Origin of the sequence: Periweissella fabaria, assembly GCF_918814575.1 — a bacterium.
Taxonomy (GTDB): Bacteria; Bacillota; Bacilli; order Lactobacillales; family Lactobacillaceae; genus Periweissella; species Periweissella fabaria.
Map to the genome: position 1 here is coordinate 369,827 of NZ_CAKKNS010000001.1, position 24,764 is coordinate 394,590.

The window sequence follows — 24,764 nt, forward strand, 5'->3', positions numbered from 1 at the left end:
TAATGGCAGATCGCTTACAAAAGGTTATGGCTCAAGCCGGTGTCGCTTCACGACGCAAATCAGAAGAGCTCATTTCAACAGGTCATGTAACTATTAATGGTCAAGTTATGACCGAACTTGGTTACAAAGTTAATCCTAAAGATAAAATTGAAGTGGATGGTATGCCCATCCAACAAGCTGAAAAATTAGTGTATTACTTACTATATAAACCCCGCGGCTTTGTTTCAACTGCTAAAGATGAAAAAGGTCGTCGGACAGTTGTTGACTTATTAACAGATGTTGATGAACGGGTTTACCCGGTTGGACGTTTAGACTTCGATACCACTGGCGCCTTAATCATGACAAATGATGGGGACTTAATGAATTACTTAACACACCCTAAGTACGAAGTTGATAAGGTTTATACGGCTAAAGTTGAAGGCATTCCAACTAATGATGAATTGATGCAATTGCGTCATGGGATTAAGTTAGAAGGTAAAATGACTAAACCTGCCCGCACAAAAATCTTAAATACTAAGACTAACGAAAATAAAAAGACGACTTCTTTGGTTCAAATTACGATTCATGAAGGTCGTAATCACCAAGTTAAAAAGATGTTTAAACACATTGGTCACGAAGTTGTCGGTCTCCGACGTGAAAGTTATGGCTTCCTTGATTTACACGGTTTACAACCGGGTGATTACCGTGAACTACGCTTTGAAGAAGTTGAAGCACTTAAAAACGGTAAAGCTAACTTAAAAGTTCAAGGCCGACTTTAAACATCAAAGCACTTTTTAGTTGACTTATTTTTTGTAAGTTAATATAATAAAGGTATTGAAAATAATTTAATATTTAACAGAAATCTTCAGGGCAGGGTGTAATTCCCGACCGGCGGTATAGTCCGCGACTGCAATTGAAATCTTCAATTGCTTGAGCTGGTGTAATTCCAGCACCGACAGTTAAAGTCTGGTATGCAGAAGATTGGTTTTTTTGTGAACAATTTTGACCAATCCATTGATACGCCTTGTGCTGATCAATGGATTTTTTGTTTTGTAAAATCAATCCACGAAGATCTGTTGTAAAACAGAAAAGGATGGTTCAACCACATGTATCAAATTAGTAAAACACGGCGTTTAATTTTAATTGCTATCTTAGCAGCAATCTCAACCATTTTAATGATTTTCCCAACGATTCCAATGTTTGGCGGCTTTATGAAACTTGATTTTTCAATTGTCATTGTATTGATTGGTATGTACTTATTAAATATTAAGGGAGCGCTTACAATTTTATTATTACGTTCTGTACTAAAAGTGCTATTATTTAATAGTGGTGTAGCTGATTGGGTGGGCATGCCAATGAATATTATTGCCATGACGGTCTTTATTAGTGTCATTTGGCTTTTCACCAACAAAAATCAGGGCCTACGTATTAAAAACTATGTCTTTGGTGCTTTCCTAGGTACACTAGCAATGACAGCTGTTATGGCACTTTTAAACTGGATTTATGCCATTCCGCTCTATCAAAAATTTGCCAACTTTAGCTTACAAGCAGTTGGTTTAAACTTGCGTGAATGGATTGTTACCATGGTCTTACCATTTAATTTAATCCAAGGTTTTATTTTAGCAGTTATTGCTGGTTTCGTTATCTTTCCAATGGCTAGTTATTTAATGCAACAACAGTTACGCTTCAAAAAATAACTTTCAAAGGACATTTTATATGTATGCATTAGCTGATGGTACCGAACGTAAATTATATCTTCGTGAAGTAATTATGTATTTAGTGATTTCGATTTTACTTAACTCAATGGGGAATGGGCTGACCGTTGCTTGTAATATGGGGAGTGCCATGTGGACAGCTTCGGCTGCTAATTTGGCGCATGACTTTCATATTAGTATTGCCACGATTTTAATCGTTTATGGGCTTTTATCGATTTTAATTAATGTTATTTTATTACGGCATTTTGATTGGCCACGAATTTTGGGCAATTTGATCTTCATTTTTCCATATGGCTACTTTGTTGCGTTATGGGCTAAGTATTTCCGCTACTTAGGTGTTGATCAACTTACTATACCAGAACGGATTATCCTCGATATATGTGGTATTTTGTGTTTAGGTATTGCCATTTCGATTTATCAACGAGTTAATGTCATCTTACATCCTAACGACGATATGACCAATATTATTCGTTTTAACTACGTGCATGGTAATCCAATAGCCGCACAAATGTTAAACTTTGCGATACCGCTATCAGTTGTCATTATTTTATGGATTAGCTTTAAAAACGTCGTTGCTATTAATGTCGGAACGATTATTTCGCTATTATTTCAAGGAGCCATTATTGGTTGGAGTGATACGCATGTCTTCACGCGCCTTAAACACCGCATAACCTTAATTAAGTCTAAAAAAGAAACAGTTGTGGTGGACCAATAATAGTCGCCAAAACGTTAGGATTGCAGTTTATTGTAATCCTAACGTTTTTTATTTACGTATCTTAAACAAAATAGTTGTTTTATTATCTAACGTGTACTATTATAGTTAGTACAAATAGAACACGTGATACACAGTGTCCTAGATTATTTATACAAGGGGATTTAAAATCATGAAAAATGTTATTGATGTTAAAAACTTGAATTTAACGTACAACACCAATGGTAGCAAACCATTTTATGCGCTAAAAGATGTTAATTTAACAGTTAGTGAAGGGAAATTTGTTGCCATTATGGGACCATCTGGTTCTGGTAAATCATCACTCTTAAATGTTTTAGCCAGCTTACAAGCACCGACTAGCGGTGAAGTTTTGATTGATGACCAAAACATCTGGCAATTAAACGCTAATCAATTAGCTAAATTCCGGGGTCAAAAACTTGGTTTCATCTTCCAAGAATATAATTTAATTGAAAGTTTGAGCGTTTTTGATAATATTGCCTTACCACTCAGTTTAGCCAAAGCTAAGGCAGCTAATATCAAAGAGGCCGTTAATCATGTGGCGACATTGCTACATTTGACTGAGCAACTTACTAAATTTCCAAGTGAGTTGTCTGGGGGACAAAAGCAACGGGTTGCAGCTGCTCGGGCCTTAGTTCACCAACCTAAACTTATTTTTGGAGATGAACCAACGGGAGCGTTAGATTCTGCTAATGCCCGTGAAATGATGAATTACTTGAATAAAATCAATAATGAACAACACATTTCAATTTTGATGGTAACTCACGATGGTTTCTCAGCCAGTTTCGCAAATAAAATCCACTTTTTAAGTGATGGCCAAATTGTTCAAACACTTGAACGAGGTGATCAAACACGGGAAGAATTTTATCGGGCAGTCCTTGATTTTCTTGGCACCTTTGAAGAATAGGGGGAAAAACAATGTTAACTAAAATTGCTGTCCAAACGATTAAAACAAAATGGAAAAATCTATTAATTCTCTTTGCCGGCTTAGTTATTTCAACCGCTATTTTCTACATGTTTAGTACTGTCGCGAATAATAAAGCCTTTCTAACTGCTAACACTTCGATCAAATCAATTATTGTTGTTTTTGTAATTGGTGAAATTTTGTTAGGTTTAATTACTTTTATATATCTAAATTTTGCCAATCGCTTTTTAGTTCAATTACGGCAACGTGAATACGGTCTCCTAATGATGTTTGGTGCAAACAAACTAAGTATTAGCCGCTTATTGTTCATGGAAACGTTCTTCCTTGGCTTAATTTCTTTAGTAATGGGAAGTTTCTTAGGCGCTGGGTTAACTATCGTTGCTGGTAACGTACTCCAAAAACAATTGGATTTAACATTACCACATTGGCAAATTTTTAATAGTACTGGGTTTATCATAACAATCTGTTATTTTATTATTGTCTTTAGTTTAAACGGCTTTCTTAATCAATTGTATATCAATCGAACTGATATCAATAAATTACTGCAGGCTAATCAATCCGCTGAAAAAACACCTAAAACTGGGGTTGCTAATTTTATTACCGGTATTATTGGTATTGTTTTACTTATATTAAGTTTTGTTGTGATGGCTCAATTGGTTGCAAAGGGTATATTTATCTTAATAGCTTTGGTTTTAGCGATTGTGTTAAACATCAGTGGAACATACTTGTTTATTCGCAGTAGTTTAACGTTGGTTTTAAACGTGTTGAAAGGAAGCTCACTTTCTGCAACTGGCTTACGCCGTTTTACTTTGGGTCAGCTTAGTTTTCGTCTACGAGCTTTTGAACGTATCTTGACCATCGTTACATTACTTTTTGCCTTAGCGTTAGGTGCCTTAACTGTGGGCCGCGGCTATGAATTAAGCACACCAACGTTAGCTGAACAATCGTCACCATTTACAATTAATATTAATCAACCTTCTAAGCAAGATGATCAATTAATTAGTCAATTACAAGGTGTTACCTACACAAAAACATATCAATATAAACAGCTTACTAATGAAATTGTCTGGGATGCCGCGCAATTTGATCGGGAACCATTACCTTATTATAAAAGTTCTACTAGCGATAATAGTTCTTTTACTGCTAGCGTCCCTAAAATTCAATTTGGTAACGCAAATCAAATCAGCAAGCCTAATCCGTCTGACTTTTTAATTCGCAAGACATTGACGGACTTAGCTACGGCTACTAATCCTAATCATATAAGCATTGGTAATACTGTCGATACGCATAAGTTTGCTATTAGTAAGGCACCTGTCAAACGCGTTACGATTGTACATGTTAAAAATATGACATCACAACCAAATGCGCAAATTCTTAAAAAACTTGCGGCAACGCAAACTAAGCGCTTCCCAACATTAGCCACGCTTGGGGTTAGCGGGGCATATGGCTTCTTAGAGATATCTAAAGGGGTCTTTGGCGGGCTTGAATTTATGGGCTTTTTCTTGGCAATTGCCTTTTTAGTCATGTTAGCAAGTACCTTAATGTTTAAAGTATTAAGTAATGTTGATATTGATCGCCGTCGTTACCAAATTCTTACAATGATTGGAGCAACACCAGCTCAACGAATATTCGCCAATGCACTTGAAATTGCTATTATCTTCATCGTACCGTTAACGATTGGTATTATTGATGTTGTCTATGGATTACCAATGTTTAAAGCGTTAATGGTTAATCCTTATATTGGTCTAACGTCTTCGTTACTCATTATCGTAAGTTTTTACACTCTATATTACGTTTTAACAGTTATCATCTATCAACAGATGTTAAAAAAGGGTAACAAGTAGTTATTTTACTGTTATTATGGCAAAAAAGCCTGCAATGTTTGCAGGCTTTTTTCTATGGCTTGTGGTTTTATTTGAGGTATTTTGCCCATAGACACTGTTGAAAGGTAGATGTAGTAAATATAAATAATATTTTGGTAATGTTTTCATAAATTTAAAAAAGTGAATTTTTATAAGCTTTTTAAGCGGCTTTAATGGTATATTATTTGTATAAATTATTAGTTAAAGTTATTAATAATTTAGTAAGAAAACAACACGCACAGCGCATAGTATCGGGGGATTTTTATGTTAGCAGACGCATTAATAGTGATGGCAATGCAAAAAGGCATTTGTCGTGGGGAAAAACCATTAGCCAATCTAGATCAATTGATTACGGGGATTAATGATCGAATTCGTGAATACTGGTCACATGGTAAACCAATCATTTTTATTCAAAACAATGATGCCGCATTAGTCCGGGGAACTGATGCATGGTGTTTGATGGACGAAATTCATCACACCGATGAAGATTACTATCTTCAGAAGGCACACTGCAACGCTTTTTGTGGTACCAAGCTTCAAGCAATCTTACAAGAGCACCAAGTTGAAGATATTGAATTTTGTGGGACGCAAATAGAAGGGTGTCTCGATGTAACCATGACCATGGCACATGGCTTAGGTTATGAAGTTCAATTGCAACAAGGTTTAAGTAGCACGCATGATAACCAATACATGACTGCTGAACAAACCATCGCATTTTATGAACACCTCTGGCAAGAACGTTTTCTTGCCGTTGTGTAGGATAAGTTAATAGATATTTTTTGCCACTAGTTCATTGCGACTAGTGGTTTTTATATTGGTTACTGGTATATTAAGTGCTAACAATGTTATTCTTGTGAAAAATTCACAAGAAAGAGTAAAAAAGTTTGATCATAGTTGTGTACGCATCGGCTATAACCAATGTTATTTAAGTATACGTGGTTAAGATGGATACTGAGTTATTACCAGCAGTAGTTAGCATGTTAAATAGCTAGGCTAGCTAGTATTAATAACGAAATACACGTATCAGACATCTTAAGATAGCTAAAATGATCATTAGGACGTGATTTATTGAAAAATAGCACCAAAAACGGCATACAACGTGCTACCAAGATAGCAAATTAAATCGCATAAAACGCTGATATAACAAGCTTTAAAGCGACTTTTAATGTATCGTAACCAGCAAATACTAGCTGGAACAGCAATTAGCCGCATTTTTCAAAAAATCAATTGGCTTAAATTCGGGGGAGTTTTTGGTCAAATAAGTGGTAATTTAGCCGTAAAAAGCACTTAAAATAGCCATAGTGTTTTTCTGATTTAACTTAGGATAATATATATTATGTAAACTAGAAAGTAAATAAAATAGTAATCATTTCACGCTCAATCCCCCATTAATAATTTTTATCAGCAGCCATTTAATTTGGCCACCATAATTAAATGGCTACTGACTTTAACGTCACATGTTGTTGCAGAACTTTTGAACAATATTTTTCGAATTTAAACCTTTGATTTACATGTTTAAAATCACTAAAAATTAATGTCATTTTGCGATGCCAAATTAAATAATTTAGTTAAAACGGCAAATATCAGACGATTAAATTAATCGTTGGCGGCCATAGCACGAAAAACGCTATAATACTTAATATTAAGGAATTTTAGTACCAAATAGATGTAAAACTACGAAATATGCCATAAATTAAGCAGTAAAATTAATATTAACAGCTAAAAACGTTGATTTAGCAACGTTTTACAGGAATAAAGCAAGCATAATAAAGTAAAGTTGCATATTAGTAATTTTTCAATTAAAATGAAAACGTTTACAAAAAATAAGGGTTAAAATCCTTTTACATAAGGAGTTCTGTATGCATTATTGGTTAACTAACGTTCGGATTGAAACTGGCTACCGTTATGAAAATGACTGGATAGCTGGTACTGCATCAAAAACGGTCGCCATTGAAGTCATGGATGGTAACTTTAGTCAAATAATTGATCAAAATTTATGGCATACTGATGGCACGAGTACAGTGATTGATGGTCAAAATCAATTGTTGTTACCGGGATTAGTTGAAAAGCACTGTCATCTTGATAAAAGTAAACTAGGTACTGCTTGGCGTCCAGTTACACCAGCTGCCACATTAGTAGAACGCTTTGAAAGTGAAATTCCGCAACTTGATGCACTACCTATCACCATCACGCAACGAGCAACTAACTTAATTAAGCAAGAACTGGCTGCTGGGACAACACAATTTCGCTCACATATCGATATTGAACCAATGACAGAGTTACGTTATTTTGACGCAATTCAAACTTTAAGGGCCCACCAAGTTTTTCCAATTGAATTAGTGGCGTTCCCACAACATGGCTTGTTACGTTCACATGCAAGTGACCTAGTTGAAGTAGCCCTTCAACGTTGTGCGACCTTTATTGGGGGTGTTGATCCGTACTCATTAGATGGCGATTATCAAGCTTCACTAGCTGAAACCTTCCGCTTAGCAACTAAATATCATGCGGGGATTGATATCCATGTCCACGACCGAGGTGTCGCTGGGACAATGACTATTCGTGAAATTATCCGTTTAACCGCCCAACATCAACTCCAAGATCAAGTCTTTATTAGCCATGCTTTTGGGTTAAATGATTTCACCAGTAGTGAACGAATAAGTGTCTTTGCTGAACTTGCTAAACTTAAAATTCATATTGTTTCAAGTGTCCCTTTGACTAATAATACTTTGCCGCCAATTAAAGAATTATTACAAGCGGGCGTCCCTGTGCACCTAGGTTGTGATAATGTTTATGATAGTTGGTCACCATATGGTGATGCTTCCTTACAGCAAAAACTCGCCCGTCTTGGTGAAATATTGGGTGTAAAGGACCAAATTGACCTAACCCAATTACTTGGTTTAGTGACTGATGGTCTTGTGCCACTTACAACAGATGGTAAAATGCAATGGCCAGCTGTTGGGATGCCCGCAACTTACTTATTAACACCGGCTGATTGCACTGCTGAATTTGTTGCTCGCCAAACTCCGATTACGCAGTCTGCATTTGCGGGTAATAACCTCTTATCACCAAATTTATAAGCTTATTTAAATAATATATAAGTTTTATTTAAAGGTACTTTGTGACTAACATTACAAACTTTTAAAGTGTATACTTAATTTTTGGTCATTTATGTTTTTTTATTATTTTAAGCTAAATTGAGGAGTCTTTAGTTATGCTAAATCCAAATTCAGCAACACGCCGTATTCCCGAGCCACTTATCTTAACCATCTCGACCATTGTATTAGGTGTTTTGGTTGGTTGTAGCTCTGTTTTACTAAGTTTATTGCTATCATTAGTTGAGCATGTTTTTCTTAATTTTAAGGAAACCATGCTTAACCCCGCCCCCGTGGCAACCCTGCCTTGGCATCGCTTTGGTTCGGTTGTTATCGGTGGGCTCATTGCTGCCATTATTTGGTACTTATTACGCAGCAAAACCCAAGGCCCTGTTAGTATTAACGCCACGATCAAAGGTAAAAATATGCCAGTCATACCAATGTTAATTCATGTTATGACCCAAATTTTTTATGTTGGTGTTGGTGGTTCAGTTGGTCGTGAACTTGCTCCCCGTGAAGCTGGAGCACTCATTGCCAATAAGTGGAATCAACTATTAACCAAGACCGGTTTAGATGCGCTTTCACCAGAAAGCCAACAATTATTGATTGCTAGTGCAGCTGGTGCTGGGTTTGCTGGGGTGTATATTGCTCCAATTACCGGTATGTTGTTTGCGGTTGAAATCTTACTTAAGAAAGTCTCAATGCGCACCGTGATTGTTAGTTTATCAATGTCAACAATTGCAATGTTAATTGGATCACTTGAAAAAGGATTCCAACCATATTATTTCATCACTGATACTAAGTTTTCAGTTACCTTACTCCCCTTTGTCTTGATTGTTGGTCCCCTAGCAGGAATTCTTGGCGCTTTATTCCGTAACGCTTGTCAATGGGCCGAAAAAAACCAAACACACACCAAGCATGTCCTTTGGCAGTTACCGCTTGTGAGTGTTATGACTGGGTTAATCGCCGCTTTTGTATTACCACAAATCATGGGTAACGGTCGTGCTTTGGCACAATTATCAATTAGTAATACTGGCACTAAGTTACTAGGTCTTTTAGTAATTGGTGCCATTCTTAAAGCAATTGTCACAGTATTGACGATTCGAGCCGGTGCAGCTGGTGGTACTTTGACACCCTCAATTGCCATCGGCGCCGCTTTTGGGGCCCTAGCAAGTCCCCTCTTTGGAATTGAACCCCAACAAGGGGCCCTCCTTGGCGCTGTTTCATTATTGGCCGCTTCCCAACAAGCACCATTAATGGCATTATTTATGATTATCGAAGTTACACATCTCGGTTCAGATGCCTACTTACCAATGGGGTTAGGTGTTTGCTTAGCTGCTGCTTGTTCGCGTTTGATTATCAAATCTAAATAGTAAAAAATCCGCAGGAATTTTCATGCGGATTTTTTATTATTTAAACTTGTAAAAACATATTGTTACGCAGATACAAATCATGGGCAGCATGTGGAATTACTTGCCCTTCACGTTCAAAGACTGCCTCAATTATAGGCGCAAACCGTTGGCGGAATTTATAAATAAAGCATAGAATGGTATCTTCAAAATGCACCGCTGGACCAATCATGAACATATTTGGTGCCAATGTTGAACCGTCATTTTCATTTAACACTACACTTTGCTTGCCACTTGCAAACCATTGGTGGACTAATGGATTATGATTAATATTAAATCCCGTGGCCAAAATTGGACGCTGTGTACTCGAATGTGTTAACCCATTTTTAAAATGTAATGTATACTAGGCATTAGTTGCCTGAATTTCGGTTAACCAATAGCCAGTCTTAATGGTAATCAATTCTTGATACTGCATAAAACGCTTATAGGTATAAGTTGCTAAACGTTTACTAGGATCACTTTCGGCTAATTTAAAATTATTTTGCGTGGTATAGATAGTTGTTTTAATACCACGTTGCGCTAATTGAATTGCCGTATCAAAGGCCGCTTCATTACCACCAAATTACACCCCCCATGCCTAGTAACCCAATAAACTGTTTCCCTAACTGCTGGCGTTGTGGTGCACGGGAAAATAGTCTAAGTACAGCACCCCGACACTAATAATCATCGGGATCATAACTAAAAATTCACTTACCTGAATCATTGTTATATTCATGTAATCCTAATTACTTTCCTTTGTTGACTTTTTTAGCCGCGTGAATAATTTTTAAAGCTCGTTCGCGCGTCTTAATATTGGGACTCTTCAACTGGCGGTACGCTGCTGCTAATGTAACTTCCTTATTCATGATATTATGCCTCCTTTGTAACATTAGTTAACTGGTTAACTAACTGTAGAAACATCATATCGAAAGTAACTTATTTTGTCAATTAAATAGTAAAGATTACTATTTATCATAATATACAAAAAAGCCACTAACTCAAATTTTGAGCGAGTGGCTTAACCGAATAAACGGATTTCAATAAGATATATAAGATGATATGAAGTTTTATGCTTCAGGTGTAATGCCTTCAGCAGCTGCGTTATCAAGTTCTTGTTGGTACAAAGTCCGGTCGTATTTACGTGCAAATGGCCAGTAGATAGCAACTGTCATTGCTAACATAAGAATTTGCCATAAAGCAGTTTTCCAACCACCAACGATAAGACCTGAGATAACTGCTGGTGTTGTCCATGGAACAAAACTACCATTCATTGGTGGAATAATTCCAAACAAGATTGCCAAGTAACTAAGAACCCCAATTGCAACTGGAGTAAGAATAAATGGCACCGCAAGTAGTGGGTTCAATACAATTGGAACACCGAACAATGCAGGTTCGTTAATATTGAACAATGCAGGTCCAATTTCCAATTTACCAAGGGTCTTCATTTGAGCTGATTTAGCACCAAGTAACATGAATACTACAAGTCCGATTGTAACTCCGGCTCCAGTAACAGTGATAAATTGATCCATGAATGATTGAGTAATAATGTGAGCACCGTTGTCTAAGCTTAACTTACCAGCTTTATAAAGGACTAAGTTATCCGCATTATTAGCAAGAAGTAGAGGTCCCATAACTCCACCGATAATTGATGATCCGTGAACCCCGAAGAACCAGAGGAAAACTGGTAAGAATGTAATAACAATCAAACCAACTGGACCATCGGTAACCTTTTGCAATGGTGTTTGGATAACTGCGTAAATCCATTCAACAATTGTTGTGTTGAGACCAAGGCTAAAGATTCCGTAAATTACAGTCGCTGCAACAATAATAGCAGCGGCAGGAATTAAAGCGGTAAATGAAGCTGACACGTTAGCTGGTACTTGTTCTGGTAATTTGATAGTAATTCCTTTTTTAAGGAACCAACTGTAACTCCAGCCGACAAGTAATCCGACAATAATTGCCATCAACATACCCTTACCACCAAGCCATGTTTTATCAATTACATTTGAAACCATGAACTTAGTTGAAGTTTTAGTTGGATCAGCAATATTAGTAACCGTTGTGATAACGTTTGGTTGAAGAATAAAATCAACAATAACCGCTAATAAACCAGCAGAAACAGCTTCATAACCTTCATTGTGCACCCAACTGTAAGCAATCCCAAATACAGATAGTAATGCCATAACCGCAAATGAACCGTTATATGCTTGGGCAAAAATTGGACTTAGCCCAATTTTAGTTAAATAGTCTGCAATTGGTTGATATGGGAAATTACCCAAGATCAAGAAGATTGCTCCAATGATGATAAATGGAATTGGGTAAAGCATCCCATTTTTAATCGCCGTCATAGGTCGCGTGTTAACAAACTTCATTACCGGCGGTAAAAGTTTTTCATTAATAAATGTGTTCATAAGTCCGTACACTCGTTTCTTTAAAATAAAATTAGCTATAGCTGTTAGTAATAATATTTAGTACATACGAGTTTTACGCCTTCTCTAGGCAAGTCCTTATTTTTCGTCGAGACGACGCAATAACTCAATGATTTCAATTGCTAAATCTTTGAATGTGATTGCATTCATCAAGTGATCTTGGCCATGAACCATGTACAAGTCAACTTCCACATGATTACCTTGGGCTTCTTGGGTAAGCATGCCCGTTTGGGTATCATGTGCTGCTTTCAATTCTTGGTTAGCAAGTTCAATCTTTTTATCGGCTTCATCAAAGTTACCCGCCTTGGCATCTTGAATCGCTTGGTAGGCATACCCTTTAGCATTCCCACCATGCATGATTAAGCCCATAACAACTTCCATATGTTCTTCGTTCATTCTAATTCTCCCCGTTTTACTAGTAAACTAGCGTGTGATAATTTATTTCAATAATGCTTCGGCTGCATCAAGTACTTTATCACCACGCATCATACCGTAGTCTGTCATGTTAATAACTTCCATTGGAATACCAGCGGCATCAGTTTTTGCTTTAACTTCAGCTTTCATGTAACCAACTTGTGGTCCAAGCAACAATACATCTGGTTTAGCATCAGCGCTACTCAATTGTGCGTCGATATCGGCAGTTGACTTAGCAAAGATTTCGTAATCCTTACCCTTAGTGATAGCGGCTTGTTTCATCCGTTCAACCAACAATGAAGTTGACATTCCTGCTGCACATGCGAGCATAATAGTTTTTTCTGACATGATAAATCCCTCACTTAAATTTTTTGTATTTATAAGTTAGCGCCCTTTGAGGCAATAACTTGTTGATACCACTTAAAAGAATCTTTCTTGAATCGACGACCAGAGCCTTCACCAAAGTCATCCAAATCAACATAGACAAATCCGTATCGTTTCTTCATTTCGCCCGTACCGGCAGAAACGATATCAATTGGCCCCCATGAAAGGTACCCGATTACTTTCACCCCGTCTTCGACAATGGCTTCTTCCATTGCTTGAACATGTTGCTTAAGGTAATCAATACGGTATGGGTCATGAATTGATTCATCATCTTCGAGCTTGTCATAAGCTCCTAATCCATTTTCAACAATCATAATTGGTGTATGAGGATACATTTCACTCAATTCGTTTAATGAGTAACGTAATCCATCTGGATCAAGCCCCCAACCCCAATCATTTGTCTTAATATATGGATTATTCGTAACTTCATAACTTGCATACGCATTCTTGAAGTTATCAGGATCATCAACTGCTTTAACGGTTGTCGAACTGTAGTATGAAACCGCTAAGTAATCAATGGTCCCTGCTTTTAAATCGATACGATCTTGTTGCGTAATATCTGGTCGGAAACCAAATTTTTCATACAAACGTTCGATTTCAACCGGATATTCACCATTGATGTGCACATCGCTAAACCAGTCACGTGATTGACGGGCTTTTTGGAAGGCTAACATATCTTTGGGTGCTGATGAAGCTGGATAGAACGGTGCGACATTGACCATACCACCGATTTTAAATGCCGGGTTAATTTTATGCCCCAAGGCGACAACTTTTGCTGATGCTACTAACTCGTAGTGCGCTGCTTGAACCATTTGCGCAATTTTTTCATTCAAAGTTTCATCACCATTGAAGACAAAACCAGAGTTAGTCCATACAACAAATTGGGCATGTGGGCCGAAATTAACAGCTGCTTGATTTGAAATTTCATTGTGCGTCATCCAGTACGTTACTTTATCTTTGTAACGCTTAAAGACAACTTCTGCATAATGGACAAACAAATCAATTAACTTACGATTAGTCCAACCACCATATTCTTTAACTAAGTGATATGGCATTTCAAAGTGATTTAGCGTGATTACTGGTTCAATGCCTAATTCGTGCATTTTATCAAACATTTTGTCATAATAAGCTAAACCGGCTTCATTTGGTTGGGTATCGTCACCATTTGGAAAAATCCGTGTCCACGCAATTGACGTCCGAAAGGCATTAGAACCTAATTCAGCCATCAATTCAAGATCTTCAGCGTAAGTGTGATAAAAATCAATACCATGGTGATTAGGATAATTATTACCTGCTTGAATACCATCCGTAATACGCCGTTGGGTTTTGGCATCACCTGCTGTTAGAACATCAGCAATTGATACGCCTTTTCCATCAACATTCCAGGCACCTTCTGCTTGGTGAGCAGCAATTGCCCCACCCCATAAAAATTCATCGGCTAATCTATAAGTCATGTATCATTATCTACCCTTCAAGTTTGTTAAATGTAACCGCTCTCTGTAAACGCTTTCATTTACAAGTAAAATAATAGCACTGTTGTTCTTTACTGTCTATCTTTTTAAGTGTACTTTATTGAAAGTAAATTGCTATTTTTTCAAAAAATACGATATAAAGCCTATAAATAGGCATTTCGAGCTACAATAATTTTTTTATATTTAAATAAATTTTTATTGTATTTTCTTACAAAAGTCCTGAATATATTAAATTATTTTCTACCTAGATAAAAAAACGGCTGAGTCATTATTGAACTCAACCGTTTTTATTTAGTTAACTAACCATCTAAATCAGATATTTTGGTTTAATCATCAATCTTATTATCAGCCGTTTTTGTTGCAGGAACCGTATTTTTAATATAATCCTTATGCAAATTACGGGATATTTTACGATTAATAAATAATGGTTCGGGTTCTTCAAGCACTTCACTAAATTCTAAACCATACCAAATTGCTGGAGCTGCCATTTTTTCTTGTAAGAATAGTCGCCCCGCAATTAATGTTCGATCAATAAATGATGAACTTTGAAGTGAACGTAAATCGGCAAGCTTTTGTTTCATAACAACATAACTAAAGTTACCAATTTTACGTCCTTTAATCGTACTGTATTTTTGAATTTGTAAGTCAATTGCTTCTTCGGCAATTAATTGATTAACAATCTCACGTAAGTACAAGCTTAATGTTTGACTAACTTTAAATCCAAGATAGAGGTGCACACAAACAATATTACGTGTACCCATCATATCAACCGTATAACGTCGTTCGAATGGTTCAGTTGTTTCATGGATTGAAACAAACCAGTAAACTTTCGCTCGCTTCGGTTGTTTATCTAGGATTGAATATAAAACGGACCGTTTAATTGTATAGTTTTGTTTAACATTGGCAATATAAACTAAATTAGCGGCATATTCGGGAACCGTTGTATCATTACTTAATTTCACTAACTGTTTACGGAAATCACGTAATGATACATACTCACTTTCATCAACGTACTTATCACGGGCTTTATTCCCAAAGTACCATAAGATCATGACACCAACGATAGCTAAGGTAATTAAGACAGTGACATATCCACCATCAATGAACTTAATTAAACTAGCCAATAAGAACAATGTTTCTAACGCACCGAAGAATAAGGCCACTACTAAAGCACTTGCCCGATTACGACGCATACTAATAAATTCATATAATAGTAAGGTTGTCATTAACATTGTTACGGTAATTGCCAATCCATAAGCTGCTTCCATATGTTCAGATGTTCGGAATAATAATACAATTCCCAAACTAGCTGCACACATTAGCCAGTTAACAAACCGAATGTAGACTTGGCTTTTAAGGAAATTAGGATAGCGCATGCGAATTCGGGGTAAAATCTTTAACCCAATTGCTTCATTTACTAAGGTAAATGAACCAGTAATCAAGGCTTGTGATGCAATAATTGCGGCCAATGTTGCAATTATTATTCCAAAAATCCGCCAAGCGTCAGGCATCATAGCAAAGAATGGATTAATACCACTCAAATTTTGATACGCATCGGCTTTCATATGGGTTAGGGTCCATGCCCCTTGTCCCATATAATTCAAGACTAAAGTAATGAAGACAAATGGCCAAGTAAAGTAAATATTACGTTTACCAACGTGACCCATATCAGAATACAATGCTTCAGAACCAGTTGTTGCCAAGAAAACACTACCTAGAATGAAGATTCCGACTTTATTTTCGGGACTAAATAATAGCTTAACACCATATTGAGGTAATAATGCTTGCCAAATATCAGGATAACTAAACATATTCATGATTCCCATTAATCCTAAAAAGGCAAACCAGATGAACATGATCGGACCAAATAATTTTCCAATCGCATTCGTACCATACCGTTGCAGCATAAACAATGCTAATAAAATAACAACAACTGCGGCAACAACAATGTTTTGGTTATTACTAAAAACAAAACTACCAATCGTTTGACCTTTCAGACCCTCGATGGCACTCGTAACCGTCATTGCTGGGGTCAATGTCCCATCAGCTAATAAGGCTGCACCACCAATGACTGCCGGCACAATCAACCACTTAGCGCGATTACGGACAATGGCATACAAGGCAAAAATTCCACCTTCACCTCGGTTATCAGCACGTAACGCAATTAGCACATACTTAATTGTCGTAACTAATGTAATTGTCCAAAAAACTAATGAAATTGCCCCAAAAATATAATCTTTGGTTAGGTTACTAAAGATACCTTGATGCGCTAAAATCGCATTCATTGTATATAACGGTGATGTCCCGATATCTCCATACACAATCCCAATTGCAACTAACGCCGTTCCCAGCGATACTAATTCTTTTTTTCTTTCCATGACCCTCTCTCGAACCATTTCTGTATTTGCGCTTAACCAATGTAAAAGTAAGCTACGTACAATTCTACTTGATGCCTCCTCAATCGACAAGCACATCTGCATATTTTACAAACGAAATACCGCCTAATATTTTGGTTACATGACTTGAGTTTACCTATTACAAAGCTAAAGTGCAATCAAGTTGCTTTACTAATGTTTGTATATATCAACTAGTTTGCCCTTAATTAGCTAATTCATTTAATGACTGTAATTACCGTGTTGTTAAATCAAATTATTGCATATACCAACAAAAAAATAACAGCTAGCGAGGATGCTGCTAGCTGTTATTTTTTTACATATCAAAACGTGCTTTATTAGTGTTCGTGCTTTTTAGTTTTCTTTGCAATCGTTAAAACTTCACCTTCTGGACGGTAGGTAATTTTAACGTAAGCTGATACTTCAGGTGCGCCAGCCTTGATGGCAATTAATTGGCAGTTTTTAACAACTTCCATCAAGCCTTCATAATCACCTTCAATACTTGTTTCAAAGGCCCCAACTTGATAGTTATAACCCGTGCTTTGAATATAAGCGATTACTTGATCAACGACTTCAATTAATCGTTCATCAGATTCTGCCTTTGGTAATACTTGAATTGCAATACTTGCTTCCATTATTTCACTCCTAAAATTCTTTATTTATTGAATGTTTGATTAATCTGAGGTACCCATGTATTGAGCTGGTTAACACTAGCGTGTGTAAATGCCGAAATCATCGCTAATCCCTTGGCTCCTGTATCGGCAATCGCGCCTGCATCAGTAAATGCAACGCCCCCAATCGCCACAATGGGCAAGTTAGTGGCATTAACTAACGCTGTTAACCCCGCTAACCCAATGACTGGATCAGCATCGGCTTTGGAACTAGTTGCTTTAATTGGACCACTCCCTAGATAGCTTACACCACTAAGGTCGCTATTAGCAAGTTGTTCTAAGTTACTAACCGATAACCCAACAAACATATCCGGCTTATGACTAGTCTTAATAGCTGCGACTACTTGGGCAACTTTTTGATCACTTTGACCAACATGAATCCCGTCCGCTTCAATTGCCAACGCTAATTCAAGATCATCATCAATCACCAATGGAACATGATATTGAGCGGTTAAATTTTTAAGCTTTTGAGCTAACGCCAACTTAGCAGCGGGATTTTGAATTGCGGTTGCGCCTTTTTCGCGATATTGAACAATTGTCACACCCGCTTTTAAGGTTGCTTCGACTAATGCTACTAAATCTTGCCCAGCTACCAAATCTTGGGTGCCAATTACTAAATACGAACTTAACATCTTAGCTGTAAATTGCATACCTTATTCCCCCTTTGCCCAATGGTTAAGTGGCCCATGACCATGCCCGACAATGATTTCATCAGCTACGGTTGCATATAGATAACTTTTAGCCAACTTAATAGCGGTGGTTAAATCATGGCCAAGGGCTAAATTACTAGCAATTGCTGCCGCATAAGTATCACCAGTTCCGTGGGTTCGAATCGTATCAATCCGCGGGTTAACTAATGTAAACTCACTTTGATCAGCTAATAATACATAATCAGTTAACTCATCACCAGTTCCATGACCGCCCTTAATTAAGACATTTTTGGCGCCTAGTGTTTGTAACATTTTAGCAGCTTGGACTAGGTCAGTTGGTGTCTTAATCTCTATACCCGTCAACTGTTGTGCTTCCAATAAATTAGGTGTCACTAACGTTGCTAATGGTAATAACTGTTCTTTGACAGCTGTAATGGCATCATCTGTTAGTAACTTGGAACCCCCTTTAGCAACCATAACGGGATCAATAATGATTGGTCCTAAATCATAGTTTGCTAACGCTTTAGCAACAACTTCAACGTGTTCACGGTCACCAAGCATGCCAGTTTTGACGGCCTTAATGGCTAAATCATCAGCAATACTAGCAAACTGCTGTTCAATTATCTGCGCATCAAGTAACGTTGCTGCTTGGACACCATAGGTATTTTGAGCCGTTACAGCGACAACCACCGTTGCTGGATAAACGTGGTGTGCAAACGCCGTTGCGACATCAGCATTAATACCCGCACCACCACTAGAATCAATGCCGGCAACAGTTAAGATTTGCGGAAATTGTTGTAAATCACTAGTCATTAATTTCCTCCCAATCACCAAATTGTTCCAATTTAGCTGGTGTTAATTGATAAAGTTCATCAAGTAACGCCGCACTAAACGTACCTGGTTTACCTTCATTTTTTTGTCCTGCTAATTGGCCAGCAACCGCCATCGATAAGGTTGCCAAAGCGAGCCCTTCTAAACGATCTTGCCCCTTAAGTAAAAAGGTTCCCAAAATTGAAGAAAGCATGTCACCAGAACCAACATTGGCTGCTAGTAATTCGTGGCCATTTTTAATCTTATAAACTTTATTACCGTCCGTTACAATATCAGTTGGGCCACTCAATACAATTAACATGCCGGTATTTTTAGCGGCTGCAATTGCCACGGCTTCAATATCGACTTCACCAACGGCATCAATACCACGTGATTCTGCGGCAACTCCCGCAAAATGAGCAATTTCACTTGCATTACCACGAATAACATCAACCTTGATTTCTTTTAATAAACGGGCAACATATTGGCTCCGAAATGGAACACTAACGGCAACTGGATCAATAATGACGGGTAAATTGAGTTCGTTAGCGGCTTTACCTAATGCCACTAGTTCAACAAAGTCAAGTTCTGCACTTTGCGCTGTCCCTAAGTTTAATGTTACCGCAGTTGCCATACTTACCAAAGCGGCTGCTTCAGCAGGTTCCAAACTCATAATTGGAGAACCCCCAATAACATTAACCGCATTGGCCACAATTTGAGGTGTTACATAGTTAGCAAACGTTACAATAACAGGGGTTGTTGCCCGAACTTGATCTAATAACTGATAATTTAACATGGAAAAACTCCTTTAAATTTAATTTGAATTAGTTAATTAAGCTTCGTAGAGCCATTTTTGTTGCCGATAAGCGGCATCAAAGAAGTGATATTCATATTCACATCCGCGTAGAAAAATCTCAACTAAATTGGCTTGATCATTTGCTGAGAGTTCATCAATATGCTTATCAAGCATTGCTAATAAGTCATCAACAATCGACATTTCAAAATATTCTGGCATATCATTAGCATATAAATGTAGCCATTTACCAAGTAACGTATCTGTACCGACCTTTGGACCAAGGGCTTTTCCAAATTCACGATATACCCACATGCATGGTAACACAGCCGTAATTTGGTAGAAGTAGTTGTGTGCACCACTTGCTTTAATATGGTTTAAATAAGCCACTGTATTTGGATTAGGTTTGGCTAGACCAACTTCAGCTAACGTTGTCCCCGCATATTCCAATAACCACTCATGGGCAATTACTTCTGCTTCGGTGGTAATACTTGGGGCAATTAAATCGCGTTGGGCATCATCATTAGCCAATAAGTAAGCATTCGCAAATGCTTTGGCATATTCACGTAAATAATATTCATCTTGTTGGACATACGTGATTAGTGCAGCATTATCAATTGAATCCGTAATTATTTCTTGTAAAAATGGATGATCAATAACTGCTTGCAAAATTGGTTGCGCTTGTTGCGTCAGCGTTTCAGAAAATTTAGACATAAACATCTCCAGCAAAAATATTATTATCATAAGTAACCAATTATGCGCTGTGACGAAAAACGTAGGCTGTAAACAAAAAGGTGCCAATCCACGCATGGACTGACACCTACTAAAAAGGTCTTCATTCAGTACTTCCCTACGCGAGTTTCAACTCAACAGGTTCAAGGGTCCCAGTCTGACTGATCTCAGTGACGTTCATCACACCCCTAGTAACACATTTATATAATTGTACATATCACTTACAATTTAAGATTATCATCATGTTTACCCTTTTACAAGTAACATTTAATAATTTATTAGCTACCTAACTGCAATGTCTTAGTTGTATGAGCCTGAATTTCTGCAAATAATGTGGCATCATCATTTAATTTTGTACCATAAGATGGAATCATTGTTAAAATCTTAGGCGTCCATTCGGCCATTCGGTCAGCAAAACACGTATTAATGAGCTTTAACATAATCGAAACAGCTGTTGACGCACCTGGTGAAGCGCCTAGTAATGCCGCCACGGAACCTTCTGCACCTGTAATAATTTCAGTTCCAAATTGTAAGATCCCTTTACCTTTATCCGTATCTTTAATCACTTGGACCCGTTGACCAGCAACAATAAGTTCCCAATCATCACTTTGCGCTTCAGGCATAAATTGTCGAAGTTCGGCCATTCGTTGCGCTTTAGTTAAAGTTAGTTCCTTGAGTAAATATTGCACCAAACGTACATTCTTAACTCCTGATGCAAGCATCGTCACTAAATTATCTGGCTTAACGGAATTTATTAAGTCCCAAGACGAACCAGTCTTTAAAAATTTAGGTGAAAAGCCAGCAAATGGGCCAAATAGCAACGCTTTTTGACCGTCAATAAACCGCGTGTCTAAATGCGGTACAGACATTGGTGGTGCCCCAACCGCTGCTTTACCGTACACTTTACCATGGTGGCGATTGGCAATTGTGGAATTTTTACATACTAAGAATAAGCCACTAATAGGGAACCCGCCAATATGTTTTGCTTCAGGAATGCCAGTTTTTTGGAGTAATGGTAGTGCCCCACCACCGGCGCCAATAAATAAAAATTTAGTTGTAAGTTGTTCAACTTGTCCGCGCTCATTAATTACTTTCACTTCCCACAGCTTATCGTTCTTACGGCAAATATCTTTAACAGTATGACCATAATCAATTTCAACCCCTAATTGCTGTAAATTTGCAAATAATAAGCGAGTTAATACTCCAAAATTAACATCCGTACCGGAGTTGATTTTAGTTGCACCAATTTTTGTATCTGGCTTACGCCCAGCCATAACTAATGGCATCCATTTTTGTAAAATTACAGGATCATCCGTATACTCCATACCTTGGAACAGTGGGCTTTTAGTTAACGCTGCTACTCGTCGTTGCAAGAATTCGGTATTTTCACTGCCTTGAACCATACTCATATGGGGAATAGCACGAATAAAATCAGCTGGATTTTGAATTTCCCCTTGCTCAACTAAATAAGTCCAAAATTGGCGTGAAAGTTGGAATTGTTCATTAATATTAAGCGCTTTATCAATGGAAATTGAGCCATCTGAATTCTGTGCCGTATAGTTTAATTCACAGAGGGCCGAATGACCAGTACCAGCATTATTCCATGCATTGGAACTTTCTTGTGCTGGTTGGGCCATTTTCTCCAATATCCGAACGTTCAACGTTGGATCAAGTTTCTTCAATAAAGTCCCAAGCGTGGCACTCATGATACCTGCGCCAATTAATAATACATCAACAGCTTGCTTATCGTTACACATATTTACCATCCTTAGCCATATCCATTTCCGCTATCTACATATTTTCGTGACTTAAATATCATTTAAACTAAGCTTAGTCTAGCATAAATGATAAAAAGATTAAATAACAATTATAAAAAAATATACTTTTACCATAAATTTAATTTTATTAAAATAAGTCACTAATTCCTAGCACTTAACATTTTTATATAAAAAATATCCGCGCTGCTTGTTATGAATAATTTATTCTTAGTTAATAAAATACGAAAAATGCAGACGAAATATTTAATTTCATCTGCATTTTAGTTTTAATATGCGTTGGCTATATTTAAATAAACAATGACGCCACGAGAATTGAGGCTAAACCTGACAACGAAATTACGCAGGTTAAAGTCGTCCATGATAAGAAAGTTTCTTTTAATGTTAAACCAAAGTATTCTTTAATCATCCAGAAACCAGCATCGTTAACGTGGTCGGCGAAGATACTTCCGGCCCCAATGGCCAATACAATTAGCACTGGGTTAACTGTTGAATTAGTCACAATATTGGTAACTAGACTAGCCCCTGTGATTGAGGCAACCGTTGATGATCCTAAGCTAATCCGTAGTAATGCGGTAATTAACCAAGCGACAATAATTGGTGACATATTTGATTGACCGAATAAATCCCCAATAAACTTAGCGACACCACCATCAACAAGGACTTGTTTAAAGGCACCACCACCACCAATGATTAATAACATCATTGCAATTTGCTTAACGGAACCAGCCATTTTGTCACCAATTTCTTGCATTGATAACCCACGATTAAGGCCCATCGTGAAGACTGCAAAGATTAGTGAAATTAACATGGCCACATCAGGTGAACTAATGAAGGCGACAATATTGCCGACTAATGTACCTTTCGGTAAAATAAAGTCCAAGATTGTTCCAATCCCAATTAAGATAACGGGAAGTAAAGCCGTTAGTACACTAATACCAAATTTAGGCGTTTCGTCAATCTTAAATTCTTTATAATCACCAAGCACGGAAATATTAATATCCCGCTTGTAAACTTTGGGATAAACTTTTTGTAAGAAGTGATTAAAAATCGGTCCTGAGATAATAATCGTTGGAATTGCTACAATAATTCCAATTAAAAGGACGTGTCCCAATGGCACTTTTAAAACATCTGAGACGGCTGTTGGTGCTGGGTGTGGTGGTAAAAATCCGTGGGCGACGTTTAAAGTAGCAGCCATTGGAATACCAAGATATAACAGTGGCATATCAACTTCACGCGCAATCACAAAAATAATTGGTAATAATACGACTAAGCCGACTTCGAAGAATAAGGCTAAACCAATAATAAATGATGCTACAATTACGGCAATCTGAATTCGTTTACGCCCAAAAATTTCAATCAACTTATGTGCAATTCGGAAACCACCCCCAGTATCAGAAAGTAGTTTACCAAGCATTGAACCAAATCCAAAGATAATTGCTAAGTGTCCTAATTGGCCGCCAATCCCGGTTTCAATACTTGTTGGTAATTTACTTACCGGAATCCCTAAAATCAAACCAACTACGAAAGCTGTAATAACTAATGAAACAAATGTATTTAACTTAAACTTAGTTATTAAAATAACTAATAAAATAACCCCAATTAAAACCGCAATAAGTGGCATACGTATTCTCCTTTAACCTAGTTAACGTAATAAATATCCACCATCAACTGGAATCGTCGCCCCTGAAATATAGTTTGACGCAGCGCTGGCTAGAAACACAATGGTGCCTTTAAGCTCTGATGGATCAGCCCAATGACCAGCTGGAATATGGGCCAAAATTTCTGCATTTCGGCTGACGTCAGCTTGTAATGGTTTAGTCATTTCAGTATTAATATACCCCGGTGCTAAAACATTAACTTGAATACCTTCGGGTGCTAAACCATCTGCGTAAGCTTTGGTTAAACCAATTACTCCATGTTTACTAGCTGCGTATGGATAAATGAACTTTCCGGCTCGAAAAGATTGCATTGAACCAATATTGATAATTTTCCCAGAATGTTGTGGAATCATGACCCTAGCGGCTTCGTGAGCTAAGAAGTATAATGCATTTAAATTAGTATCAATTACTTTCAACCAATCCGCATCCGCAAAATCTAATAAGTTATTCCTAATTTGAATACCAGCATTATTAACGAGAATATCAAGTCGCCCAAATACGTTAATACAATGATCAATAATCTTAGCAGCAGCCCCCACTACTGTAATATCTTGTTGCATAAATTCAACTCGATGACCATGACTTTCGACATATGCGCGAGTTGTCTCCCAGCCATCAGTACTTCGGCTCACAATACACACATCCGCCCCCGCTTCAACTAAAGCTTGTGTGTAATAATACCCTAATCCTGATGCTCCCCCAGTAATCAACGCTATTTGGTTGGTTAGGTCAAATAGTTTTTTAACGTCAGTCATTAACGTTCCCCCCTTGTTTAATTACTTTGTAACCGCTTACAATGTTAGGCTAATTTTAAGAAGTTGTCAATGGATTATATTAAAATTTCATCATTTGATAAACTCAACCTTATTATAAATCGGCTAATTACTTT

The 24,764-nt window shown here is 37.4% G+C and carries 22 protein-coding genes, 1 pseudogene and 2 riboswitches; of the genes and pseudogenes, 8 read left to right on the forward strand and 15 right to left on the reverse strand.

The features are described from left to right. Positions 1-2: 2 nt before the first annotated feature. The 8 genes from LQZ75_RS01870 to LQZ75_RS01905 all read left to right on the forward strand — a co-directional run bounded on the left by LQZ75_RS01870 (position 3) and on the right by LQZ75_RS01905 (position 9,676). A complete protein-coding gene (locus LQZ75_RS01870; RefSeq protein ID WP_230096147.1) occupies positions 3-758 on the forward strand; it encodes a pseudouridine synthase in 756 nt (251 codons plus the stop codon). Positions 759-836: 78 nt separating this feature from the next. Next, positions 837-965, forward strand: a riboswitch (FMN riboswitch). A 120-nt stretch (positions 966-1,085) separates the two neighbouring features. Next, entirely contained in the window at positions 1,086-1,676 is a 591-nt protein-coding gene (locus LQZ75_RS01875) for an ECF transporter S component (protein WP_230096148.1), read from the forward strand. 19 nt (positions 1,677-1,695) lie between these two features. Continuing rightward, positions 1,696-2,409 carry a YczE/YyaS/YitT family protein gene (locus LQZ75_RS01880; protein ID WP_230096149.1) on the forward strand — a complete coding sequence of 238 codons (714 nt, stop codon included), beginning with the start codon at positions 1,696-1,698 and terminating at the stop codon, positions 2,407-2,409. Between the two features lie 169 nt (positions 2,410-2,578). Then, positions 2,579-3,331, forward strand: a complete 753-nt coding sequence (locus tag LQZ75_RS01885) for an ABC transporter ATP-binding protein (RefSeq protein WP_230096150.1) — start codon at positions 2,579-2,581, stop codon at positions 3,329-3,331. A gap of 11 nt (positions 3,332-3,342) precedes the next feature. Then, positions 3,343-5,193, forward strand: a complete 1,851-nt coding sequence (locus LQZ75_RS01890) for an ABC transporter permease (RefSeq protein WP_230096151.1) — start codon at positions 3,343-3,345, stop codon at positions 5,191-5,193. A gap of 282 nt (positions 5,194-5,475) precedes the next feature. After that, a complete protein-coding gene (locus LQZ75_RS01895; protein ID WP_230096152.1) occupies positions 5,476-5,970 on the forward strand; it encodes an isochorismatase family protein in 495 nt (164 codons plus the stop codon). 1,100 nt (positions 5,971-7,070) lie between these two features. Further along, a complete protein-coding gene (locus LQZ75_RS01900; protein ID WP_230096153.1) occupies positions 7,071-8,288 on the forward strand; it encodes an amidohydrolase family protein in 1,218 nt (405 codons plus the stop codon). 134 nt (positions 8,289-8,422) lie between these two features. Beyond that, positions 8,423-9,676 carry a chloride channel protein gene (locus tag LQZ75_RS01905; RefSeq protein WP_230096154.1) on the forward strand — a complete coding sequence of 418 codons (1,254 nt, stop codon included), beginning with the start codon at positions 8,423-8,425 and terminating at the stop codon, positions 9,674-9,676. Between the two features lie 40 nt (positions 9,677-9,716). On the opposite strand, the pseudogene LQZ75_RS01910 reads toward LQZ75_RS01905, so the two are convergent. From LQZ75_RS01910 to LQZ75_RS01980, 15 genes and pseudogenes are all read right to left on the reverse strand, one after another. Continuing rightward, positions 9,717-10,259: pseudogene (locus tag LQZ75_RS01910) on the reverse strand (NAD(P)-binding domain-containing protein); the annotation flags it as partial. A 178-nt stretch (positions 10,260-10,437) separates the two neighbouring features. Further along, a complete protein-coding gene (locus LQZ75_RS01915; protein ID WP_230096155.1) occupies positions 10,438-10,557 on the reverse strand; it encodes a putative metal homeostasis protein in 120 nt (39 codons plus the stop codon). A gap of 201 nt (positions 10,558-10,758) precedes the next feature. Next, positions 10,759-12,102, reverse strand: coding sequence for a PTS sugar transporter subunit IIC (locus LQZ75_RS01920; RefSeq protein ID WP_230096156.1), 1,344 nt, complete (start codon positions 12,100-12,102; stop codon positions 10,759-10,761). 96 nt (positions 12,103-12,198) lie between these two features. After that, positions 12,199-12,516 carry a PTS lactose/cellobiose transporter subunit IIA gene (locus LQZ75_RS01925; RefSeq protein ID WP_230096157.1) on the reverse strand — a complete coding sequence of 106 codons (318 nt, stop codon included), beginning with the start codon at positions 12,514-12,516 and terminating at the stop codon, positions 12,199-12,201. 42 nt (positions 12,517-12,558) lie between these two features. Further along, positions 12,559-12,882 (reverse strand): PTS sugar transporter subunit IIB, encoded by a 324-nt coding sequence (locus LQZ75_RS01930; RefSeq protein ID WP_230096158.1) that lies wholly within the window; start codon positions 12,880-12,882, stop codon positions 12,559-12,561. A 29-nt stretch (positions 12,883-12,911) separates the two neighbouring features. Further along, on the reverse strand, positions 12,912-14,372 hold the full coding sequence (locus tag LQZ75_RS01935) for a 6-phospho-beta-glucosidase (RefSeq protein ID WP_230096159.1): 1,461 nt from the start codon (positions 14,370-14,372) through the stop codon (positions 12,912-12,914). 344 nt (positions 14,373-14,716) lie between these two features. Beyond that, positions 14,717-16,768 (reverse strand): KUP/HAK/KT family potassium transporter, encoded by a 2,052-nt coding sequence (locus LQZ75_RS01940; RefSeq protein WP_230096160.1) that lies wholly within the window; start codon positions 16,766-16,768, stop codon positions 14,717-14,719. Positions 16,769-17,121: 353 nt separating this feature from the next. Then, the gene (locus LQZ75_RS01945) at positions 17,122-17,418 is read right to left on the reverse strand and encodes a thiamine-binding protein (protein ID WP_230096161.1); all 297 of its coding nucleotides are present in this window, start codon (positions 17,416-17,418) and stop codon (positions 17,122-17,124) included. A 20-nt stretch (positions 17,419-17,438) separates the two neighbouring features. Further along, positions 17,439-18,104, reverse strand: a complete 666-nt coding sequence (gene thiE / locus LQZ75_RS01950) for a thiamine phosphate synthase (protein ID WP_230096162.1) — start codon at positions 18,102-18,104, stop codon at positions 17,439-17,441. Positions 18,105-18,107: 3 nt separating this feature from the next. Further along, positions 18,108-18,917 (reverse strand): bifunctional hydroxymethylpyrimidine kinase/phosphomethylpyrimidine kinase, encoded by an 810-nt coding sequence (thiD, locus tag LQZ75_RS01955; RefSeq protein WP_230096163.1) that lies wholly within the window; start codon positions 18,915-18,917, stop codon positions 18,108-18,110. Continuing rightward, entirely contained in the window at positions 18,910-19,710 is an 801-nt protein-coding gene (gene thiM, locus LQZ75_RS01960; protein WP_230096164.1) for a hydroxyethylthiazole kinase, read from the reverse strand. The genes thiD and thiM overlap by 8 nt, the downstream gene beginning before the upstream one ends. Positions 19,711-19,746: 36 nt before the next feature. Then, a complete protein-coding gene (locus tag LQZ75_RS01965) occupies positions 19,747-20,421 on the reverse strand; it encodes a TenA family protein (protein ID WP_230096165.1) in 675 nt (224 codons plus the stop codon). A 116-nt stretch (positions 20,422-20,537) separates the two neighbouring features. Then, positions 20,538-20,639: riboswitch (TPP riboswitch) on the reverse strand. Positions 20,640-20,717: 78 nt separating this feature from the next. Then, entirely contained in the window at positions 20,718-22,196 is a 1,479-nt protein-coding gene (mqo, locus tag LQZ75_RS01970) for a malate dehydrogenase (quinone) (RefSeq protein ID WP_230096166.1), read from the reverse strand. Positions 22,197-22,503: 307 nt separating this feature from the next. Then, on the reverse strand, positions 22,504-23,838 hold the full coding sequence (locus LQZ75_RS01975; protein WP_230096167.1) for a gluconate:H+ symporter: 1,335 nt from the start codon (positions 23,836-23,838) through the stop codon (positions 22,504-22,506). A 21-nt stretch (positions 23,839-23,859) separates the two neighbouring features. Then, a complete protein-coding gene (locus LQZ75_RS01980; protein WP_230096168.1) occupies positions 23,860-24,630 on the reverse strand; it encodes an SDR family oxidoreductase in 771 nt (256 codons plus the stop codon). Positions 24,631-24,764: the final 134 nt, after the last annotated feature.

Coding starts and splice junctions, on each gene's coding strand:
- LQZ75_RS01870 (WP_230096147.1), top strand. CDS start 3: ATGGCAGATCGCTTACAAAAGGTTATGGCTCAAGCCGGTGTCGCTTCA.
- LQZ75_RS01875 (WP_230096148.1), top strand. CDS start 1,086: ATGTATCAAATTAGTAAAACACGGCGTTTAATTTTAATTGCTATCTTA.
- LQZ75_RS01880 (WP_230096149.1), top strand. CDS start 1,696: ATGTATGCATTAGCTGATGGTACCGAACGTAAATTATATCTTCGTGAA.
- LQZ75_RS01885 (WP_230096150.1), top strand. CDS start 2,579: ATGAAAAATGTTATTGATGTTAAAAACTTGAATTTAACGTACAACACC.
- LQZ75_RS01890 (WP_230096151.1), top strand. CDS start 3,343: ATGTTAACTAAAATTGCTGTCCAAACGATTAAAACAAAATGGAAAAAT.
- LQZ75_RS01895 (WP_230096152.1), top strand. CDS start 5,476: ATGTTAGCAGACGCATTAATAGTGATGGCAATGCAAAAAGGCATTTGT.
- LQZ75_RS01900 (WP_230096153.1), top strand. CDS start 7,071: ATGCATTATTGGTTAACTAACGTTCGGATTGAAACTGGCTACCGTTAT.
- LQZ75_RS01905 (WP_230096154.1), top strand. CDS start 8,423: ATGCTAAATCCAAATTCAGCAACACGCCGTATTCCCGAGCCACTTATC.
- LQZ75_RS01915 (WP_230096155.1), bottom strand. CDS start 10,557: ATGAATAAGGAAGTTACATTAGCAGCAGCGTACCGCCAGTTGAAGAGT.
- LQZ75_RS01920 (WP_230096156.1), bottom strand. CDS start 12,102: ATGAACACATTTATTAATGAAAAACTTTTACCGCCGGTAATGAAGTTT.
- LQZ75_RS01925 (WP_230096157.1), bottom strand. CDS start 12,516: ATGAACGAAGAACATATGGAAGTTGTTATGGGCTTAATCATGCATGGT.
- LQZ75_RS01930 (WP_230096158.1), bottom strand. CDS start 12,882: ATGTCAGAAAAAACTATTATGCTCGCATGTGCAGCAGGAATGTCAACT.
- LQZ75_RS01935 (WP_230096159.1), bottom strand. CDS start 14,372: ATGACTTATAGATTAGCCGATGAATTTTTATGGGGTGGGGCAATTGCT.
- LQZ75_RS01940 (WP_230096160.1), bottom strand. CDS start 16,768: ATGGAAAGAAAAAAAGAATTAGTATCGCTGGGAACGGCGTTAGTTGCA.
- LQZ75_RS01945 (WP_230096161.1), bottom strand. CDS start 17,418: ATGGAAGCAAGTATTGCAATTCAAGTATTACCAAAGGCAGAATCTGAT.
- thiE (WP_230096162.1), bottom strand. CDS start 18,104: ATGCAATTTACAGCTAAGATGTTAAGTTCGTATTTAGTAATTGGCACC.
- thiD (WP_230096163.1), bottom strand. CDS start 18,917: ATGACTAGTGATTTACAACAATTTCCGCAAATCTTAACTGTTGCCGGC.
- thiM (WP_230096164.1), bottom strand. CDS start 19,710: ATGTTAAATTATCAGTTATTAGATCAAGTTCGGGCAACAACCCCTGTT.
- LQZ75_RS01965 (WP_230096165.1), bottom strand. CDS start 20,421: ATGTCTAAATTTTCTGAAACGCTGACGCAACAAGCGCAACCAATTTTG.
- mqo (WP_230096166.1), bottom strand. CDS start 22,196: ATGTGTAACGATAAGCAAGCTGTTGATGTATTATTAATTGGCGCAGGT.
- LQZ75_RS01975 (WP_230096167.1), bottom strand. CDS start 23,838: ATGCCACTTATTGCGGTTTTAATTGGGGTTATTTTATTAGTTATTTTA.
- LQZ75_RS01980 (WP_230096168.1), bottom strand. CDS start 24,630: ATGACTGACGTTAAAAAACTATTTGACCTAACCAACCAAATAGCGTTG.